The organism is Paeniglutamicibacter gangotriensis Lz1y (genome assembly GCF_000348945.1).
GTDB classification, from domain to species: domain Bacteria; phylum Actinomycetota; class Actinomycetes; order Actinomycetales; family Micrococcaceae; genus Paeniglutamicibacter; species Paeniglutamicibacter gangotriensis.
In genome coordinates this window covers 318666-335090 of record NZ_AOCK01000002.1, presented here as the reverse complement: position 1 = coordinate 335090, position 16425 = coordinate 318666, and the positions used below count along the sequence as shown (strand labels likewise).

The following is a 16425-nucleotide window of genomic DNA, read 5'->3' as shown; positions in this document are numbered from 1 at the left end:
CGCGGAGTCGAAAGGGGCGCTCATGGATCACGCAGCGGCAGCAAGCCCGTCGCCCATCCCCGGCACCGAATCTGAGACCGACACCCCCATCCGCGTCTTCATCCTCGATGATCACGAGTTGGTCCGCCGCGGCTTGCGTGAATTGCTCGAGGGTGAGGGCTTCGAGGTCGTCGGCACTTCCGGCACGGCACACGAGGCTCGCAAACAGATCCCGGCGCTGCGCCCGGATGTTTCGGTTCTTGATGCACGGCTGCCCGATGGCACGGGCATCGAGGTCTGTCGCGATGTGCGCTCCATCGATGCCTCGCTGAACTGTTTGATCCTCACCAGTTACGATGACGAGCAGGCATTGCGCGGTGCGGTGCTGGCAGGTGCCATGGGATATGTGCTGAAGCAGATCGCCGGCAACGACCTGATCCAGGCCCTGCGCCGGGCGGCACGCGGTGAATCGCTGTTCACCCCCGGGCTCAAGGCGCGGATCATTTCCGGGCTCTTCAGCCACGAACACCCCGACCCGCGGATCAGCCAACTCACCAGTCAGGAACGCCGGGTGCTGGAATTGGTCGGTGAGGGAATGAGCAACCGGCAAATCGGCGAGCGCATGCGCTTGGCGGAGAAGACCGTGAAGAACTATGTGTCCTCGATGTTGGCGAAGCTGGGATTCGAGTCGCGGACCCAGGCCGCGGTCTTCGTGACTCACCCGTTGCCCGGTCCCCATGACGGGGGCACCTAGCTGCCGGCGGGCACCGGCACGATCCAGTGCAGGGTGGTTCCCTCTCCCGGGGTGGAATCGATCCGCAGTTCCCCGCCGAGTTCGGCGGCGCGCTGGCGCATGTTCGCCAACCCGCTTTCCGGCCCGCCGGGCAGGAAGCCGATCCCGTCGTCGTGCAAGATCAGGCGCAGGCTATCCCCGGTGCGTTCCACGGCCAGATCGACGGCGTGGGCACGGGCGTGGCGCACCACGTTGCTCAGTGCCTCGGTGAGCACCGCCAACAGGTTTCCGAGCGTAACTTCGTCCAGCAGTGCGTCCAGGTTATCGCCCAGCCGCAGCGCCGGGGTGAATTCCAATGGTTCGGAGGCCAGCCGGATGGTGCGCAGCATGCGGGAGCCGGGAGTCTCCGACTGCCCGGCGTTGACGCGCAGCGAGTAGATGGTGGCGCGCAGCTCGGCGATGGTGGTGTCCAGTTCGCTGGCGATGCCGGCGGCCCGCTCCCGGGCGGCTTCGCTGGGCAGCTGTTTGCGCAGGGCACTGATTCCTAACCCGGCGGCGAAGATGCGTTGGATGACGATGTCGTGAAGGTCCCGGGCGATGCGTTCGCGCTCCAGGTACAGCAGTACCTCTTCGCGCAGGTGATGCATCTGGACCAGGCCCAGGCCTTGGGCGATGTCTGCGGCAAAGATCCCGGCCATTTGTTCCTCCACGGGACGGTAGTCCTCGGCCCCCCGTGCCCTGATCATCACCAACAGCCCGGAGTGCATGCCACGGGCTATCAGCTCGGCGACCAACGTGGCCTGCCCATCGGCGAATTCGCCCAGCGGGAGGAGCTGTGCGGGCCCGGCAAGCACAAACGGTTCGGTGTTGCGCAGTGCCAGGTGGTGCCGGGAACCGACGTCGAGCAGCACTCTCCCGGCCAGGTGCCGGTGGACGTGCTCGCTGATCCCGGCGATCCGGTAGCTGGTGCCGGTCTCCGCCTCCCCAACAATGGGCGTCAGCAGCAGCGCGTACTTGGCGCGCGACTCACGTCTGGCCAGCTCCGCCACCTCGTCTAGGCCACGGGGGTGGTGCAGGGATTCTCCGCCCAGCAGCGTGCCGAGGCTGGCTGAGGCGGTCAGCCAGCGGGCGCGGTCCGCGGCATCCTGGTAGAGCTGGGCATTCTCCAGGGCCACACCTGCGCTTCCGGCGAGCGCTTCGCCCAGCTCCCTATCCGCCCGCGAGTATCTGTCCTTGCCGTTCTTGGGTCCCAGGATGAGGCGGGCGAAGTGTTGTTCGCGCGTACTCAGTTCCAGGCGCAGGCGTTTGGCTTCGTCCCGTGCCGCGGGTTCGAGCAGGGCCGCGGCGCCCTTGCCCTTGGCTAGCCGTCCTCGCTGGTGGGAGTCGTTGGTCAGTTCCAATACCCCGGTGGTGGCACCGTAGATCTTCATCGCTTCATCCAGTACCCGGTGGGTGATCGCGGTGACCGAGAGGTCCCCGGTGATCGAGGCCATGGAGGCGAGCAGTTCGCGCATGCGTACGTCGCTGCGTTTGGACATGCCTCCAACCTCCCTGTTCTCGGAGCCACGGAATTGCGGTTGCCCGTACTCCCCCTGCCTCCTATGGGTCAGGCTACCCCCGGAAGACCGGGTCCGGGCAGGGTGTTTGTGGCCCATCTTGGCGATCTTTCCGCACGAAGGGACCTTGGCTCGGAGCACACCAAAACCTGATTCGAACATAGTTTCGATTCAGGGGCGTATCGACTTACCCTCCCGCGCATTCCACCCCCGAAAGACGTCGTCTAGAGCGAACGAAGCAGGAAGGTGTAGAAGGAAACCGCCCGACCCAATTCGGCAACTTCTACCCATTCATTGGTTCCGTGGATGGAACCGCGTTGGGCCTTGTCCATACCCAGCGGTGCAAAGCGGTACACCTGGGTGCAGATCCCAGTGAAGCGGCGGGCGTCGGTGGCTGCCATCATGATGTACGGGACCGTCCTCGCCCCGGGGTGCGAGTGCCCCAGCGCGGATTCGAGCAGCGCGAAGCCCTCCGAGTTGATGGGCGATATCGGTGAGGGTTCGGTCGCGCTGAGCACGCACAGGTTGATCCGTGGATCGCGCACGCGTTTGCGGATACCGGCGATGACTCCTTCCACCGACTCGGTGACTGCAATACGAATGTTCAGCACCACCGCGGCCCGGCGGGCCAGTACGTTGATGCCATCGCTTCCCTCCAGGCGCGTGGCTGCCACGGTGGTGCGCACCATGGCCGCGGGTTCGGCTCCGAGCAACGCCAGCGTCTCTGCCGCGATTCTTCCGCGTCGGGCCACCCACTTCAGTCCGGTGCCCATGAGTCCCGGGGCTCCGGCTCCCAGGCGGCGGAAGGTCTCGCTGGTGACCGGGTGCATCGAGGCGGGGAAGGGCTTGGCCTGCAGTCTGCCCACGGCTCGGGCGATGCGCTGCACGGCTCCGAAGCGCGGCGGGGCCGATGCATGCCCGCCGGCGTCGGTGGCCGTGAGCTCCAGGTCCAGCAGGCCCTTTTCGCTGACCCCAATCACGCCGACCGGTGTGTTGATGCCCGGGAACGTTTGGCTTGCCACTGCTCCGCCTTCGTCGAGCACCATCCACGGGCGCACGCCCGCTGCGGAGAGGAAGTCCACGGCCAGCATCGCGGTGGGTCCGGCGGTTTCCTCACAGTCCCCGAAGAAGAAGTAGATGTCTTGTCCTGGGATAAAGCCCGTGGCAGCCAATTCGTCGGCCGCTTGCAGGATGCAGGCCAGGTCCCCCTTGTCATCCAGTGCGCCTCGGCCATGGATCCGCCCGTCGGCGATCACTCCGGCAAAGGGCGGGTGTTCCCAGTCCTCCTCGCTTTCAACCGGCACCACGTCTTGATGGGCCATCAGCACTACGGGCTTGCTGCTCTCGGTGCCCCGCCAATGCCAGAGCTGTCCGGTGATCCCCAGCGTGTGCTGCTCAACGGCGCCGGCCACGTGAGGAAAGAGTTGGGTGAGCAGTTGGGCGTGCCGGGTGAACTCCTCGCGGTCCTCTTCGTCACGGTTCGGGCGGGAGACCGTCCGGCAAGCGATCAACCGTGTGAGCTTGGCAGCAACTTCTTGGGCACCACGTTCCGGCGTGGACCCAATATTCGAGGTCAGTGACATGGCTCATAGCCTACCTCTTGGGGTTTGTTGGACATTGCGAGTGCGCCCGACCATTGAATCCAATAGCCCGGCTGGAATCTTCCCATCGGGTCATGTCGGCTAGATCAGGGAACAGGCAGAGGAATGCAGGAGATAATACGCGCAATCCGGAATCCTCGATTTAGCCTCAATCAGGCAAATGTTGTTCCCGTCCGACGGGACAGGTTTCGCGCAAACTTTGTGGCACCCTAGGCGCGGAGTTTTCAAGATAGATGGGTATGCTGGCTGCCACGGCCATCGGGAGGAACTGTTGGGAACACACCTCGCCCCCATCGAGCTATCGGCATGGACTCAATGGGCCGATATCATTGGCGGTTTCGCACCGGCGGTCACTCTTCTCGTCGTTTTTGTCGCTTACTTGGCCTATCGGCAGAAAGCCAAAGCGGACAAACGCTCCGAATGGTGGAAAAGGGCCCAATGGGGAATCGAAAGCTCGGCTTCGGAAAATCCGAATCTCCAACAGATGGGCGCCAATGTTATGAACCATCTGAGTAGAAGTGGCTTACAGACCAAAGAAGATGCGTCTTTGATCTTCGAAACAGCCCTCGTTCCAAGCAATGACAGCTTGACTGATGAATTCGATGCTTTGCTGGTAGAACGTGCCAAACAGAGGGATAATGAGCATGAAGGCCGCTACAACGAAAACACGGAATCTGCCAATGAAGGAGGGGAACAACATGGATGAAGAAGTGCCAACGCGTGAAGAAATGATCGAGGCCCTGAGCGTTCCCAGTGAAGCCCGGCAGATTAAGGTTTTTTTGAAGTACGACGACACTGTCATTTACGTCAGAGACCCCCAGCGCGCCCGGATCCTCGAACAGTCCGATGACACCATGGTGCGTACACAAGCGATTATGCAAGGCAAAAAACCTACGGACCCCTTCATACCCCGAAAATACCCCCATATCGAGGGCTCTGGTTCCACGGATGCCAAACGCCAAAGGATGAAGTCCGGCGCCTAAACCCCGGCAATCGCCTGAACCGCTGCCACCACGGCACGGGCGGAGGTGGCGATCTCTGCTTCCTTCACGGTGCGAGTGAAGCTCAGCCGCACCGCTGTGTGCGCGGTGTCCTCGTCGTAGCCCATCGCCAGCAATACGTGTGAGGGATCGGTGGATCCGGCGGCGCAGGCCGACCCGGAGGAACACACCACCCCGCGGCGTTCGAGTTCCAGCAGCACCGTCTCGCCCCCGGTTTCGGGGAAGACGAAGGAGACGATGCCCGGAATGCGCCGTCCGGCATCCCCGGTGAGTCTGGCCCGAATGCGCCCCTCGGTGTTCAGCCCATCCAGCACGGTGCTGATGAAATGCTCTCCGTAGCCTTCGGCGGTCCCGGTGGCGTTGGCTTCCGCGGCCAGCGACAGCGCGGTGGCGGTGGCTACGGCACCTGCCACGTTCTCGGTTCCGGAGCGGCGTTCACGTTCTTGGCCCCCGCCGTGGACCAAGGGCTCCAGCGGCAGTTTCCCGCGGACCATCAGCAGCCCTGCCCCCTTGAGCCCGCCGATCTTGTGCCCGGAGAGGCTCAGTGCGTCGACGTGTGCGGCAATGCCGGCCATCTCCAGCCATCCGGCACCCTGCACCCCATCGCAATGCACCAGGGCGCCGAAGGCACGCGCGGCAGCGGCAACTTCGGCAATCGGCTGAATGGTGCCCACCTCATTGTTGACCGCCATCACACTGACCAGGGTGGTATCCGGGCGCAGCAGCGCGGTGAAAGCCTCCAAATCGAGGATGCCCTGGGCATCCACCGGTGCGATGTCTAGGTCGAACCCGTGGTGCTTGGCCAGGTAGTGGCAGGCCTCGGTCACCGAGGGGTGTTCAATCGCGGAGATCAGCAGGTGCTTCCCGCGCGGGGTGCCCAGCGCTAGGCCCTTGATGGCCAGGTTGTTGGACTCGGTGCCCCCGGAGGTGAAAACGATGTCCCCGGTGCGTACCCCAAGTGTCTTGGCGGCGGTCTCCCGGGCATAGTCCAGGGCACGTTTGGCGCTGCCACCCATCTGGTGGGTGCTGGAGGGGTTGCCGTAGTCGTGGGTCAGCAGCGGGATGATGACATCCAGCACGTTCTGGCGCACGGGGGTGGTTGCCGCGGCATCGAGGTAGATCAAGTCAGTTCGCTTCCATCCTGATGTCCAGGCCGAGGTCAAGGGCGCGCACCGAGTGGGTCAGGGCGCCGGAGGAAATGACGTCGACCCCGGTGGCGGCGATGGCTGCCACGGTGTCCAGCTTAACGTTCCCCGAGGCCTCCACGAGTGCGGCACCGGCGATCCGGCGTACCCCGGTGGCCAGGTCCGCCACGCTGAAGTTATCCAGCATGATGGTATCGACCCCGGCGGCGAGCACCGCGTCGAGCTGGTCCAGCGAATCGATCTCCACCTCGAAGTGCACGGTGTGTCCCAGGGAGGCGCGGGCCTTGCGCAGCGCGTTGGTTAGCGTCGAGCCGGTGCCCAGCAACGCTAGGTGGTTGTCCTTGGCCATCACGGCCTCGGAGAGGTTGTCGCGGTGGTTGTGCCCGCCGCCGCAGCGCACCGCGTAACGTTCGAGCACGCGCAGCCCCGGGGTGGTCTTGCGGGTGTCCACGATCCGCGCGCCTGTTCCTGCGGCTTCTTTGACGAATGCGGCGGTGGAGGTGGCGATCCCGGACAGGCGCTGGAGCAGGTTCAGTCCCACGCGTTCGCCGGCCAACAACCCGCGGGCCGGGCCGGAGACCGTGACCAGGGTGTCCCCCGTGGCAAAGGCGTCCCCGTCGGCGAGCGCGGGGGTGAGTACCAGTGTTGGCTCGGAGAGCTTCATGGCGGCGATGAAGGTCTCCAGCCCGGCGCAGATCCCCGGTTCGCGGGCGATGACCGCGGCGGTGGCGGTGGTGTGCGCGGGGATCAGGGTGTTCCCCGTCAGATCCCCGCGGGGATTGTCTTCTTCCAGGGCCGCCAAGACGATTTTCTCGATGACGCGCGTGGGGACCGGCATGATCCCCTGGGTGCGGAGTTCTGCGGAGGCGGTGGTGGCGGGGCTAGACAAGGGTCTTGGTCCTTAGGTTCGAGGTGATGGTGGCCGGGTCCAGGACCCTGCCATAACGAAGCAGCTGGCCGTTGACCGGTTGTGGGGAGCCGGCGGCGTCCACCCGGTAGTGGGCGCCCAGGGAGTTTTCCCGCCCCAGCGCCGCTTCGGCGATAACCTTGGCCAGAGTGAGCAGGTTGGCGCGTTCATGTGAGGCCCGGTCCCCGGTGGTGACGTGCCAGCTATCCAGCTGCGCCAGGGCGGCGCGCAGGCCCTGCGCGGTGCGCTCGACGCCTAGGTGCGCCTGGGCCAGCTCCTGCAGTGCGGGCAGTTCCAATTCCCGGAGCGCCTCGCCTCGCGCGCGGGATGCGACGTCGTCGGCATCCCCGGCGGCGGAAAGCCGGGTCACGTTCACGTTGACGCGCGCGTTATTAGTCATGGGTGCTGCCATGGAGTCGGCGGGCAGGTTCACCACGCACCGCCAGGCGAAGACCAGGGCCTCGAGCAGCGAGTTGGAGGCCAACCGGTTGGCCCCGTGTACCCCGGTGCAGGCGCTCTCCCCGGCGGCGAAGAGACCGGGCAGTGTGCTGGCGCCGGTGTCGTTCGTGAGGACTCCGCCCATCCAGTAATGGGCGGCAGGGGTGACCGGGACCGGTTCACTGGCCAGGTCATAGCCGAGCTTCCCCAGCTCGGTGGTGATGGAGGGGAATCGTCGGGCCAGGAACCCTGCCCCGTGCCGGGCTTCTACGCCCCGGGCGTCCAGACGGACGGTGCCACCCTTGGCGCGCACGGCGTGGATGGCGCGGGCCACCACGTCCCGCGGCGCGAGTTCGGCATCCGGATGGATGGCCTGCATGAAGCGTTCGCCGCGTTCGTTGATGAGTGTGGCGCCTTCCCCGCGCACTGCCTCGGAGACCATGAAGCCTCCGGGGCTGACCAGGGTGGGGTGGAACTGGATAAATTCGGTATCGGCCAGCACTGCACCGGCCCGGTAGGCCAGGGCAGCACCATCGCCGGTGGCACCGTGCGGGTTGGTGGTGGCCGCAAAGAGCCGGCCCAGACCCCCGGTGGCCAGCAAGACCGCCCGGGATTCCAGTTCCTCGATGGTGCCACCGGCGCCCAGTACCCGTACCCCGGCGACCACGGTGGCCGGCGATTCTGCGGCCGGGTTCGCGTACGGGTGGTGTTCGGTGAGCAGTTCGGTGACGAAGGCGTGCTCGCGGATGATCAGCCGCCCGGCAGCTTCCTGGGCACGGCAGGCTGCGATCAGCGCGCTGGCCAAGTGCTTGCCGGTGGCGTCCCCTCCGGCGTGCAGGATCCGCGGGTGTGCGTGGGCCGCCTCGAGCCCGCGCGCGAGCTGTCCCTCAGCGTTGGTGTCAAAGAGGGCCCCGGCATCCACGAGCCGCTGTACGTGTCCCCAGGCGGAGGAACACATCAGCGCGACCGCATGGGCGTCGTTCAAATGTGCCCCGGCGGTGAGGGTGTCGGCCACATGACTGGCGATCGAATCCCCCGCGGCCACGCCGGCCGGTCCCACGGCACTCAAACCGCCCTGCGCGTACCAGGAGTTCGAATCGGCAAGCTCGTCCTTGGTCAGCAGCACCACCTCTAGTCCGCGCACCGCGGCGGTCAGCGCCGCATAGAGACCGGCAACCCCGGATCCGACGATCAGCAGGTCCGCGGACTTCACGGCCGGGCCGCCAGCATCCGTTCCAGTGCCACCTTGGCGTCGGCGGCTACGAGCTCCGGCACGGTGATCTGGTTCAGCACCACCCCATCCACCAGGGCCTCAAGCACCCAGGCGAGGTACCCGGGGTGGATCCGGTACATGGTCGAACACGGGCAGATGACCGGGTCCAGGCAGAAGATGGTGTGCTCCGGGTGCTGGGCAGCCAACCGGTTGACCATGTTGATCTCCGTGGCGATGCCGAAGACCGAGCCGGCCGGGGCCTGGGCGACGGCCTTTTGGATGTAGTCGGTGGAGCCTGCCTCGTCGGCGGCGTCCACCACCGGCATCGGGCACTCCGGGTGGGCCAGGATCCGTACCCCGGGGTGTTCGGCACGCGCTTTCTCGATCTGGGCGACGGTGAAGCGTTTGTGTACCGAGCAGAATCCGTGCCACAGGATGACCTGGGCATCAAGCAGCGTCTGCGCGTCGTTGCCACCCAGTGCCTTGCGCGGGTTCCACATCGGCATCGCTTCCAAGGGCACGCCCATGGCCTTGGCGGTGTTGCGTCCCAGGTGCTGGTCAGGGAAGAACAGCACGCGTTGCCCACGCGCAAACGCCCATTCAAGCACCGTGGCAGCGTTCGAGGAGGTACAGACGATGCCGCCGTGCTTACCGACAAACGCCTTCAGCGCCGCGGAGCAGTTCATATAGGTCACCGGGATGACCGCGGCCTTCCCGTCGGTGGTCCGCTGGTCCGCGTAGAGGTCCATGAGCTGTTCCCAGCATTCCTCGACGCTTGATTCATCGGCCATGTCGGCCATCGAGCAGCCCGCCGCCAGGTTCGGCAGGATCACCGCCTGGTCACTGCGTGAGAGCACATCGGCGGTCTCGGCCATGAAATGCACGCCGCAGAAGACGATGTACTCGGCCTGCTCGCGGGTTTGCGCGGCGTTGGCCAGCTGGAAGGAGTCCCCGATGAAATCGGCGAAGGCCACGACCTCGTCGCGTTGGTAGTGGTGTCCCAGGACCACCACACGCTCGCCGAGCGTTTCTTTGGCGGCCAAGATCCGGGCGGTCAGCTCGGCATCGGAGGCTTCGCGATAAACGGCTGGGAGCTCTCCTTGCCGGGGGGTGTCAATCGGGGCGAGGTCCTCTTGCGAGGACCCCGGGCCGTAAGCCGCCTCTCCGGTATCAAAGAGCCAAGGGCCTTTGGTCAGGTCGGTGTTGCAGCTGGCTTCGGGGGAAACAAGCTTCAGGGTCTGCAGGGTGGTATCGATGCTGCTCATGAGATGTTCTCGCTCTCAAGGGGGTGGGTAGTTGATCCGGTGTAGCGATAGAGACGTGGGGGACGGTGTTTGCCGCCGGAGAGGAACTCGTCGGTTTCCTCGATATTTGCCGCGGTGCGCAATTGCCGGCGGAAGTTCGCCGGGTCCAGGGCCTTGTCCAGCACCGCTTCGTAGACCTCACGCACCTGGGCGAGGGTGAAGCGCTCGCCGAGCAGCCGGTGGGCGATGGAACCGTATTCGACCTTGTTGCGCAATCGCCATAGCGCGTACTCGATGATGTCCCGGTGATCGAAGGCCAGATTGGCCAGTACCTCGGGATCATCGGCGCGAAACCAAGCGACGTTGGGGTCATCGAGCAGTTCGGAGTTCGCTGCGGTGGCGGTGTTGTGATCATCGTCCTCGCGGACCAATGCCCAGTAGACGATGGAGACCACTCGGCGGGTGGGCGAACGATCCATGTCCCCGAAAGCGTAGAGCTGTTCGAGGTAGCGCGGGACCAGGCCGGTGGTGTCGCGCAGATTGTTGGCCGCGGTATCGACCAACGAGTCGCGCGGTCCCAGCGGACCACCAGGCAACGCCCATTGGCCACGGAACGGTTCGCGGGTGCGCCGCACCAGCGGTAACCACAAGCTCTTGCGGCCGGTACGCTCGTCGTCGCGCAGCGAGAAGATCACCGTGGAGACGGCAAGTACCGGCTGCCGCTCGGCACGCTCGGCGACATTTGCAAACACTGTGTGGATCACCCTCATTAGTTAAAGTCACTTTGACCAGAACTAAGACTACGGCTCGGCACCCATGTTCACAAGCCCCATGACAGTCGGGCTCCGATAGATGACACCACCGGCAGATGACATCACCGGCGCGGCACGGACCAGGGGTGTCCCATTCCCCGGTCTGGGTGCCGCATGCTGGTTAGCATGATCATCGAACACGCCTCAATCCCGGTCAAGCCCGGGCTTGACCGGGATTGACCGGGATTGAGGACGACTTCGTGGCCGCTTTCGAGCGCGCTAGACCCCTCATATCCTCGACCACAGGCTTTCTCTGGCTCCAACTGAAGCGCAGCATCGAGACACCCCACCGCTTCTTAGTCTTGGTTTCCTGGGAAACCGTGCAGGCACACATCGAGGGATTCCGCGGCTCGGAGAACTACGAAACCTGGAAGAACCTCTTGCACCACTTTTACGATCCGTTCCCGCTAGTGGAGCACTTTGACTCCATTGAGCCTGCCGCGACGGCCGACTGACCCCGCCGATCCACGCGAAAAACCGATGTGGCCACCCCATGGATCTCTAACATTCGCAATGCCCACTCCGATCTGAAATGATCTGCCCATGGACTCCACACATGACCACCTCGTCGAAGGCACGTCAAACGCCCTTGGACTGACAATTTTCGAGCCCGCTTCTTCCACGGGAAACCGCCCGGTAGTCCTGTTGCACGGATTCGCGTCCTCCAGCGATCTGAACTGGGTGAAATCCGGCTGGATCCGCAGCCTCACCGAAGCCGGACGCAAGGTGCTCGCCGTGGACCTGCCCGGACACGGCACTTCCCCGGCACCCGAAGATCTGGACGCCTACACGCCAAGCCGCATGCGCGCGGACCTACTGCAACTGCTGATGGATCAAGGCATCACGACCCTATCCGCAGATGATCCGATGAGCGGAATCGATCTGGTCGGCTACTCCTTGGGCGCACGCCTGGCTTGGGAATTCGGTGGCACCCAGCCACAGCTGGTCAACAGGCTGGTGCTCGGTGGACCGGCAAGCATTGACCCCCTGGCGGCTTTCGACCTCAATGCCGCCCAACAGTTCCTGGCCGACGGAAGTTCGATCGCCGACGAGGCCACCGCCGACTTGCTGCGCATGGCACAGACGGTGGAATCCAACGACATGTTCTCACTCATGAGCATGATCCAGGCCATCAAAACAGAGCCCTTCTCCCCCGAGCAAATGATCCCGTCCATGCCTGCCTTACTAGTGGCCGGGGACGGAGATGCCCTGGCCACGACCATGGGGCGACTCACCGAGTTGCTGGCCACCCGGAACACCGAAAAGTCGGTGTTGTGGCTCTCGGGACGAGACCACGCCAACGCAGTGACCAGCCGTGAGTTCAAGGACGCTGCAGTCGCATTTCTTGCCGCCTAACCCCGCGGAAGCGCCCGCGGGAACTTTGCCCTCTGGCTCCCATCGGTAACTTTCAGCGAGTTTTCGCGCGCTCACCCAGACTGAGCTTCGTGGGACCAAGTACCAAGGCCTAAGCTTCGACCTTGACCAGCAGCTTTCCGAGCTTGGTGTGGATGCGTTCCAGGGCAGTCAACGTCACCGGCAACGAAGCAGTGCGATCGGTGCGGTACTCGTCCACGTCGTCGCTCACGGTGTTCCAGCAGTCAAGGCCGAGGTACAGGCACCCCTGACTGCCTTCGGCACCGGGGGTGTAGATCGCCCGTGCCGCCAAAAGGTCGGCTGCCCCGCCAGCCGGGACCGGGTTGCCGTACACCAGGTTCTCGTCCGATGACCTGCCGGTCAGCGCCAACGTCATTTTCAACCCGCAGCCTTCTTCACCGTGGTCCCGGCACCACGGCTGGCAGTCGTCTAGGTGCTGCTCGGCTGGATTCCGTGCCGTCCAGACCACTTTGGCGGGACTGATGCCCGGCTGGTGCTCGGCCCGGTGCGCATCCCCACTGCGAACCAAGGCCAGAAACCGCCCCAGCTGCGCATGGATGGATTTCATGCCCGGGCCGTTAGTCTGCAGAACGGCCCGGGCTTCCCCGCGATAGGTATCATCCACCTTGCTGAGGTTAAGACTGCACCAAAGCGTCGGTGCCGCGTCCTCGTCATAGCGCAAATCACTGCCGACCGACAGCTCGAGGTCGTTGCAGCTGCCACCAATCCCCTCGATACCGCGCAGCCTCTCCCTGCCGCGAAGTGCCGTCGGCTTGAGATACAACTCAAAGGCGGCGGCGCAAAAAGCACCAACGTGGTTATCGCACCAAGGTTGACAGTCTTCGGTGGGTTCTGGCATGTCGGCTGGCTCCTGGCTTGCAACGGGGACGAAGGTCGCAGCAAACCCTGTCATGGTGCGCCGACACTTTGCCCTGGGGTCCGGTCCGATCACTAGAGCACCGGTTCAACCCCGCACCGTTCTGGCGGCATGTGTTTGCGTTGTCACATGGCGAAAGATCCCCGGCCCGTGCGCGGGCGCCCCAGCTGCCCCAGCTGCCCCTGCTACGCCCGCAGGCACCGTTTTATGCGCCAGTTCCGCTGTCCTGATTCATGTTGATTTGCCGTCGTTCGACTTCCCGGTGGCTGAAGGTTGCCTTGCGGACGGAGTCAACGTTGTCCAGGCTCGAGCCCACCGCCCCGGCGATGGTGCCCAGCGAGGCGGATAGCCACGACAGATTCACATACTCCGCGAATCCCACGTCGTGGCCCAGCGACTGGGACAGGAATCCGGCGTCGATGATGATCAATGCGCCGGCCAGGATGATAGCGAAGAGCACCAGGTACATCATCACGATGGCCGAGAAGATGGTCAACAAGGTGGCCAAGTTGTACATCACTCGCTTTTCACGATGGCGGGTTCCCACGGGTTGTTCCCAAAGTCCGTTGTGCAGCACCAGCCAGGAACCCATGATGACCACCGAGAGCATGCTGATCACCGTCAACCGTGAGGGCGGCAGGAAATCGGCCATGCTCCAGATGCTGGTATAGAAAACGCCAAAGGCCCCGGTGGCCAAGGCCGCTGCCATGGCCGAAGATAAGCTGGGCACGAGCCTCCAGGGACGATTGCTGCGTACCATTCCGGCCAGAAGCAGGAATCGCCCACGCAGGCCCTTGATCGTTTCGAAGGCATCTTCGTTGGCAGTGGCCGCCTGGGTCCTGCGCACTACGGAAAACGGATCGGCGGACGTCGATACTTGACCGTCTTCTTTCAGAAAGGGGTCCCCGACCCCGTGCAGTGCGGCCAGCACCTGCACCAGGGCTCGGCGCACCCTGGCCCTGCGCACGATCCCCAAGGCCGAGAGGACAACAATGGCGGATCCGTAGCCGACATTGTGACTGGCGGCCAGCGGCTCCCCGTTTTCGTACTTGGGCAAATCTGTCAGGTACACCAGGTAGTCCCAGTTGTTCTCTTTGCGCAACTTGGCCGAGTGGGAGTTGAGTTCAATTTCCCCCAGATCGTCAAGTGGCAAGGAAAGCTCCGCAACCTCGACGCTCCATTCGGACCCGGAATCAAGCATATTTTCGAGCACACTCGGGAGGGAAGAGCTCAAGCCCTTGGCGAAGGAGAGTGGCATCCCGGGATCCGCGATCAACCCGACCACCAACTTTTTGGCTGGCTGCGTATCCATTTCGCTAGCCGCCGTCCGAACATGGGCCACGCTGTGCGGGCGAACGGGAACTGCCAGCCTCTGCATCGCTGCCCGCCGCCTCGGGTGCCTGGGTGAATATCAGCTCAGCATCTTGAAACGGGTCGAAGTCTCCCGGTTTTCCCGTGTAGTCAAAGGACTCTGCCGCGGAGAACACCGCACCTGCTGCTGCGTCCCTTGAAGTGAACTGGTCATCGCGCTTGGGTTCTGGATTTCGTGGTGTCGTAGACATATCGTTCCTCCGTCATCGCTTCATGTGGCGCATGAGTTGCTCGGAGCCTCGCTCGGCCCCACCGCTCGCTATTCCTGGCCTTCCTGCCGTGTCTGGATCATCAGATTCCCGAGCTTAACCGTCTGACGTGGCAGGGTCATCGTGGATGGACGTACTCCGACTGGTTCCTTGAAACAGACAGAAGCTACCGCACCACTCTCCAATGATTCCTCCATCGAAAGCACTGTACTAGCAGCGGCTTGGGAATGGCAGGGCGCCTTCGTCATTCGAAGCCTCGCCCACGGCACGGTCCCGACTACCCACGGAGGTCAGAAGAGGCGCCCCCTCCCCAATCCGCGGGATCCATGGGAGTGTCCCGCTCCGAGACCACCATGGTCGGAAATTTTTATAGATCACCCCTCCGCACGCCTTGACATCGGCGGAGATCCCCATCACACTGGATCGTATACGATTTCATACACAACAGGAGGAATTCGTGAGCACCGACGCAACAGGCGCCGCACTGGCCCAGGTCGACCAGTCCATCTTCGACAAGGCCGGCAAGGTACTTGCCGTACATCTCTCCTACTCCTCGCGGGCCGCACAGCGCGGCCGCACCCCCGCTTTCCCGTCCTACTTCATGAAGGCATCCTCCTCGCTGGCGGCCTCCGGTTCCACCGTCGAGCGCCCCGCCGGCACCGAACTGCTGGCCTTTGAGGGCGAGATTGCCCTGGTCATCGGCGCCGACGCCCGCCGCGTGTCAGTCGAAGACGCCTGGAACCACGTCGGCTTCGTGACCGCCTCCAACGACCTGGGCGTGTACGACATGAAGTACGCCGACAAGGGCTCGAACATCCGCTCCAAGTCCGGCGACGGCTACACCCCGATGGGCCCGGTCCTGCTCCCTGCAGCATCGGTCAACCCGGCGGCCCTGCGCATCCGCACCTGGGTCAACGGCGAGATCGCCCAGGACGCCTCCACCGCCGAACTGATCTTCTCCTTCGCACAGATCGTCGCGGACCTCTCCCAGCAGATGACGCTGAAGGCAGGGGACGTCATCCTCACCGGCACCCCGGCAGGATCCTCCGTGATCAATCCCGGCGACGTGGTCGAGGTGCAGGTCGACGACGAGGCTGCAGGCCTTTCCACCGGACGCCTGTCCACCACCGTCATCGAGGGCACCGAAACCTTCGCGGCCTTCGGCAACCAGCCCAAGATCACCGACGCGGACAAGATCGACGCGTTCGGCACCGCAGCCGACGCCGGGATCGCTGCTCCGATCACCGGCAAGGAGGCACTGACCGACGAGGTCAAGGAAAAGCTCATGTCGGTGGCCACCGCGACCATCTCCGGTGCCCTGCGCAAGCGCGGGCTCAACAACGTCTCGGTCGACGGCCTGCAAGCCACCAAGGGCATGAAAAAGGTCATCGGCACCGCCCGCACCCTGCGCTACGTGCCGGGCCGCGAGGACCTGTTCAAGAGCCACGGCGGCGGCTACAACGCCCAGAAGCGCGTCATCGACTCCATCGGCCCCGGCGAAATCCTTGTCATGGAGGCCCGCGGCGAAAAGGGCTCCGGCACCCTGGGTGACATCCTGGCGATGCGCACCCAGGTCCGCGGCGCCGAAGCCATCATCACCGACGGCGGGGTCCGCGACCTGGACGCCGTAGCCGCCCTGGACATCCCGACCTTCCACAACGGCGCGCACCCCGCGGTGCTGGGACGCAAGCACGTGCCGTGGGACACCGACGTGGCAGTGGGCTGCGGAGGGACCACCATCGTGCCCGGGGACATCGTGATCGCCGATGCCGACGGCATCCTGGTCATCCCGCCGCACCTTGCCGCCGAGATCGCCGAGGAAGTCGTCGAATCCGAACGCCAGGACACCTTCGTGTTCCTGAACGTGAAGAACGGCAACAAGATCGAGGGCCTGTTCCCGATGAACCCGGACTGGAAGACCAAGTACAACCAGTGGGTCGCCGACGGCGAACCGGAAATCTAGGC

At 64.2% G+C, this 16425-nt stretch carries 16 protein-coding genes; 6 read left to right on the top strand and 10 right to left on the bottom strand.

Features of this window, described 5'->3' with window-relative positions; all coding sequences use genetic code 11:
* The first annotated feature begins 22 nt into the window (after nt 1-22).
* Nucleotides 23-733: a response regulator gene (locus ADIAG_RS04525; protein ID WP_007270135.1), complete on the top strand. Its 711-nt coding sequence runs from the start codon at nt 23-25 to the stop codon at nt 731-733.
* On the opposite strand, the gene ADIAG_RS04520 is transcribed toward ADIAG_RS04525, so the two are convergent.
* Nucleotides 730-2250, bottom strand: coding sequence for a sensor histidine kinase (locus ADIAG_RS04520; protein ID WP_007270134.1), 1521 nt, complete (start codon nt 2248-2250; stop codon nt 730-732). The two genes, ADIAG_RS04525 and ADIAG_RS04520, sit on opposite strands and share 4 nt — an antisense overlap.
* 242 nt (nt 2251-2492) lie before the next feature.
* Nucleotides 2493-3851 carry a M20/M25/M40 family metallo-hydrolase gene (locus ADIAG_RS04515; protein WP_007270133.1) on the bottom strand — a complete coding sequence of 453 codons (1359 nt, stop codon included), beginning with the start codon at nt 3849-3851 and terminating at the stop codon, nt 2493-2495.
* A 289-nt stretch (nt 3852-4140) separates the two neighbouring features.
* Between ADIAG_RS04515 and ADIAG_RS21335 the strand changes: the two genes are divergently transcribed.
* The gene (locus tag ADIAG_RS21335; protein WP_152426046.1) at nt 4141-4575 is read left to right on the top strand and encodes a hypothetical protein; all 435 of its coding nucleotides are present in this window, start codon (nt 4141-4143) and stop codon (nt 4573-4575) included.
* Nucleotides 4568-4852, top strand: a complete 285-nt coding sequence (locus ADIAG_RS04510) for a hypothetical protein (RefSeq protein WP_007270131.1) — start codon at nt 4568-4570, stop codon at nt 4850-4852. Before ADIAG_RS21335 ends, ADIAG_RS04510 begins: the two co-directional genes overlap by 8 nt.
* Here ADIAG_RS04510 and ADIAG_RS04505 read toward each other — a convergent pair.
* From ADIAG_RS04505 to ADIAG_RS04485, 5 genes are read right to left on the bottom strand one after another with little or no spacing between them, the layout of a single operon-like run.
* The gene (locus tag ADIAG_RS04505; protein ID WP_007270130.1) at nt 4849-5994 is read right to left on the bottom strand and encodes a cysteine desulfurase family protein; all 1146 of its coding nucleotides are present in this window, start codon (nt 5992-5994) and stop codon (nt 4849-4851) included. The two genes, ADIAG_RS04510 and ADIAG_RS04505, sit on opposite strands and share 4 nt — an antisense overlap.
* A gap of 1 nt (nt 5995) precedes the next feature.
* The gene (gene nadC / locus ADIAG_RS04500) at nt 5996-6853 is read right to left on the bottom strand and encodes a carboxylating nicotinate-nucleotide diphosphorylase (protein WP_043473538.1); all 858 of its coding nucleotides are present in this window, start codon (nt 6851-6853) and stop codon (nt 5996-5998) included.
* 43 nt (nt 6854-6896) lie between these two features.
* Nucleotides 6897-8573: an L-aspartate oxidase gene (gene nadB / locus ADIAG_RS04495; RefSeq protein WP_007270128.1), complete on the bottom strand. Its 1677-nt coding sequence runs from the start codon at nt 8571-8573 to the stop codon at nt 6897-6899.
* Nucleotides 8570-9838: a quinolinate synthase NadA gene (gene nadA / locus ADIAG_RS04490; RefSeq protein WP_007270127.1), complete on the bottom strand. Its 1269-nt coding sequence runs from the start codon at nt 9836-9838 to the stop codon at nt 8570-8572. The genes nadB and nadA overlap by 4 nt, the downstream gene beginning before the upstream one ends.
* Nucleotides 9835-10587 carry an NUDIX hydrolase gene (locus ADIAG_RS04485; RefSeq protein WP_043473297.1) on the bottom strand — a complete coding sequence of 251 codons (753 nt, stop codon included), beginning with the start codon at nt 10585-10587 and terminating at the stop codon, nt 9835-9837. The genes nadA and ADIAG_RS04485 overlap by 4 nt, the downstream gene beginning before the upstream one ends.
* A 242-nt stretch (nt 10588-10829) precedes the next feature.
* On the opposite strand from ADIAG_RS04485, the gene ADIAG_RS04480 reads away from it, so the two are divergent.
* On the top strand, nt 10830-11084 hold the full coding sequence (locus ADIAG_RS04480; RefSeq protein WP_007270125.1) for an antibiotic biosynthesis monooxygenase family protein: 255 nt from the start codon (nt 10830-10832) through the stop codon (nt 11082-11084).
* Nucleotides 11085-11172: 88 nt separating this feature from the next.
* Nucleotides 11173-11985: an alpha/beta fold hydrolase gene (locus tag ADIAG_RS04475; protein ID WP_007270124.1), complete on the top strand. Its 813-nt coding sequence runs from the start codon at nt 11173-11175 to the stop codon at nt 11983-11985.
* A 109-nt stretch (nt 11986-12094) separates the two neighbouring features.
* Here ADIAG_RS04475 and ADIAG_RS04470 read toward each other — a convergent pair whose 3' ends face one another.
* From ADIAG_RS04470 to ADIAG_RS21330, 3 genes are all read right to left on the bottom strand, one after another.
* Nucleotides 12095-12862, bottom strand: a complete 768-nt coding sequence (locus tag ADIAG_RS04470; protein ID WP_007270123.1) for a hypothetical protein — start codon at nt 12860-12862, stop codon at nt 12095-12097.
* A gap of 223 nt (nt 12863-13085) precedes the next feature.
* Nucleotides 13086-14192, bottom strand: a complete 1107-nt coding sequence (locus ADIAG_RS04465) for a hypothetical protein (RefSeq protein WP_043473294.1) — start codon at nt 14190-14192, stop codon at nt 13086-13088.
* 4 nt (nt 14193-14196) lie between these two features.
* Nucleotides 14197-14442: a hypothetical protein gene (locus ADIAG_RS21330; RefSeq protein ID WP_007270121.1), complete on the bottom strand. Its 246-nt coding sequence runs from the start codon at nt 14440-14442 to the stop codon at nt 14197-14199.
* 475 nt (nt 14443-14917) lie between these two features.
* On the opposite strand from ADIAG_RS21330, the gene ADIAG_RS04460 reads away from it, so the two are divergent.
* On the top strand, nt 14918-16423 hold the full coding sequence (locus ADIAG_RS04460) for a fumarylacetoacetate hydrolase family protein (protein WP_007270120.1): 1506 nt from the start codon (nt 14918-14920) through the stop codon (nt 16421-16423).
* Nucleotides 16424-16425: the final 2 nt, after the last annotated feature.